The organism is Hydrocoleum sp. CS-953 (assembly GCF_002260545.1).
GTDB lineage: Bacteria > Cyanobacteriota > Cyanobacteriia > Cyanobacteriales > Microcoleaceae > Trichodesmium.
In genome coordinates, this window is record NZ_LGSU01000423.1 from 1 (window position 1) to 3,068 (window position 3,068).

General features: G+C 37.5%; 2 protein-coding genes. One reads left to right on the forward strand and one right to left on the reverse strand.

Annotation, left to right across the window (positions count from 1 at the left end; all coding sequences use genetic code 11):
- Positions 1–380: 380 nt before the first annotated feature.
- On the forward strand, positions 381–1,682 hold the full coding sequence (iscB, locus tag AFK68_RS04155; RefSeq protein ID WP_094671713.1) for an RNA-guided endonuclease IscB: 1,302 nt from the start codon (positions 381–383) through the stop codon (positions 1,680–1,682).
- Between the two features lie 320 nt (positions 1,683–2,002).
- On the opposite strand, the gene panB is transcribed toward iscB, so the two are convergent.
- Positions 2,003–2,779 carry a 3-methyl-2-oxobutanoate hydroxymethyltransferase gene (gene panB / locus AFK68_RS04160; protein WP_094671714.1) on the reverse strand — a complete coding sequence of 259 codons (777 nt, stop codon included), beginning with the start codon at positions 2,777–2,779 and terminating at the stop codon, positions 2,003–2,005.
- Between the last annotated feature and the right edge of the window lie 289 nt (positions 2,780–3,068).

Below are 3,068 nucleotides of genomic sequence, written 5' to 3' on the forward strand. Positions count from 1 at the left end.
CAACTTTACTACAAAAGTATAGTTGGCAATGACGACGTTGCCCTGGTTTAATACTGTCAATCTCAACAGTTCAGATTTTATCGCAGTTTAAGCTGAGTTGAAATTTCAATTCCTGTGTGGCACCTTTGAAAAACCTAGCCAATCCTAGACATTTTTAGGAATTGTCTCTCAAAGGTTGCAGATTAAGTCTTAACTGACTACGTTGGCTAAGTCAAGACCAGCATAAGTGAACTCCAGCTTATGTGTTGGTCGCTCTAAATTAAGGACAGCGTTAAAGTGCGCCAATCGGAAGTAGGTTTTGTACCGATAGTGTTTAGGGCATCGACAAGCTTGGCCAACATAATCGAGGAACACTTTACTGAAAAGGACTAGACACCACAATGTCTAATACAAATTACGTTTTTGTCATAGATACAAACAAAAAACCATTACAACCTTGCAAGCCAACTGTAGCTCGTAGGTTGCTCAATTCTGGGAAAGCTGCTGTCTGGCGACGCTTTCCGTTTACTTTGATTCTAGAAAAAGCTGTTGAACCTGTAGAAAAATCTTTAATTATTAAGATTGATCCAGGCTCAAAATTTACCGGAATAGCTTTATTAGATGGCTTTAAGGTGATATGGATGTTGGAAATTCAACACCGAGGTTCCTTAATTTCCGAAAAACTGCAAAAGCGTTCTCAGAGAAGGAGGGCGAGAAGGACAAAGAATCTTAGATACCGTAAACCAGGTAACCCGAACAAAAAGAAGCCATTTGGTTGGTTAGCACCCTCTGTTATGCACAGAGTTGAAACTATTATGACTTGGGTTAAACGATTAATTAAGTTTTGTCCTGTAAAATCAATCTCAATGGAACTGGTTCGCTTTGATACTCAATTAATACAGAATCCAGAAATCACAGGATATCAATATCAGCAAGGGGAACTAGCGGGATACGAGTTGAGAGAATATTTGTTAGAAAAATGGGGTCGTCAATGTGCTTATTGTGGCAAAACTAATACACCACTAGAAATAGAACATATTCACCCCAAGTCGAAAGGAGGCTCAGACCGAGTATCTAACTTAACTGTGGCCTGTAATAAATGCAATCAACTCAAGAGCAACCGAGATGTTAAGGAATTCTTATCTGCAAAACCAGAATTATTAAAGCGAATACAAACCCAAGCCAAATTACCTTTAAAAGATGCAGCAGCGGTTAATTCTTGTCGGTGGAAATTGTTCAACACTTTAAAGACTACTGGGTTGACTGTAATCACATCTAGCGGCGGACAAACAAAATTTAACCGGAGAAAACATAAGCTCCCAAAAGCGCACTGCATAGACGCTGCTTGTGTAGGTGAAGTGAATCAGTTAAATTTCCACACCACCCAAGCTTTAGTTGCTATTTGCAAAGGGCAAGGAGGTAGACAAAAAGCAGCGGTAAATAAATATGGATACCCCATAAGGTATAACCCACTAAAACCCATAAAAGGTTGGAATAGTGGAGATTTAGCATTGAATATTGAAACTGGGGAAGTGGGTAGAGTTAATCCTCGCTCAAAATCAAATAGTTTTAATTTTACAGTGCCAGGACAAAAAGCTAAAAGTGTTCATGTCAGCAAATTAAAAGTTGTACATAAAAAAGACGGTTATACCTATACATTTTGTCCACAATTGTCCATAAATGTCGAGGAAAATTCCGTCTAGGACTTAACAGAATGTTCTCCATGCGATCGCATTATGGAATTTTTACGTTTAGGATGGAAAATGATGTTTACACCAGAATTATTAGAAGTTTGTTGAAGTTTTCAAATAGATCGATATCGAAATGAAATCCACTATCAAACTTCTAACTTTTGACTTCTACAGGACTTACGCAGAGCCACTATATCTAGCAAGGGCGAATGCCATTCGCCCCTACAGATGGTGTGTAATTTCATTTTTTGCGTAAGTAAGTCTTGTTCTAACTTCTAACTTCTAACTTTTGACTTTTGAATTTTGAATTTTGACTTTATAAACAATAGTGGTTAAGGAAATTTTCTTTCCTTAACTTCCAAACTATATTCTTTAACTGCTTCAGTAATACTCTCTCGTAAATTAGCATAAGATTTCGCAAAGGGTGGCTGCCAATCAGAAATTCCTAAAACATCATTAATTACTAATATCTGACCATCACAATAAGCACCTGCACCAATACCAATAGTAGGAATAGAAACTTTTTCCGTAATCTCTTTTGCTAAATCTACTCCAATATGTTCTAAAATCATGGCAAAAGCACCAGCTTGTTCCAAAGCTACAGCTTCTGCTAAAATACGCGCACTAGCATCAGGAGTTTTACCTTGTCGGCGATAACCTCCAAATTGATGTACAGACTGGGGAGTGAGACCAATATGACCCAAAACAGGAATACCCACTGATGTTAATTTATCCACAGTTTGAGCGATCGCCTCATTACCACCCTCTAACTTTACAGCTTGAGCGCCAGTTTCTTTAAGTATTCTCCCTGCGGAATGTATAGCTTGTTGAGGACTTTCCTGATAAGTTAAAAATGGTAAATCTACCACTATCAAAGCCTGCTTTACACCTCGTCGCACTGCTTTAGCATGATGAATCATTTCATCAAGAGTGACTGGTATAGTTGTATCATAACCTAATGTCACCATTCCCAGAGAATCTCCCACCAGGATTAAATCTACTCCAGCATTGTCTAAAATTTGAGCGATCGTATAATCATAAGCTGTCAGAGCTACTATCGGACGACCTTTTTGTTTCCATTGAATTAATTGTCTAGTTGTAATTGCCATTTTCAGTTAAGTCAGCATATAAAAGTCAATTTTTAATCTAGAGTTCATACCAAATACTAAAAGTTAATCAATCGAAAATTTTATATAGCAGTTCCAGGACTTACGCATAGCCACCACATCTAGCGATTGGCCAATCGCCCCTACAGGTCGTGTATGTTTTCATGTTTTGCGTAAGTCCTGAGTTCTTTAAGTAGTTGAACATAAATAAATAGGTCTGTGTTAATAAATTTAAAAAGATGAGTAATTATTATACTACAAGCATTTTGGTGATATTTCCAAAACTTTATAT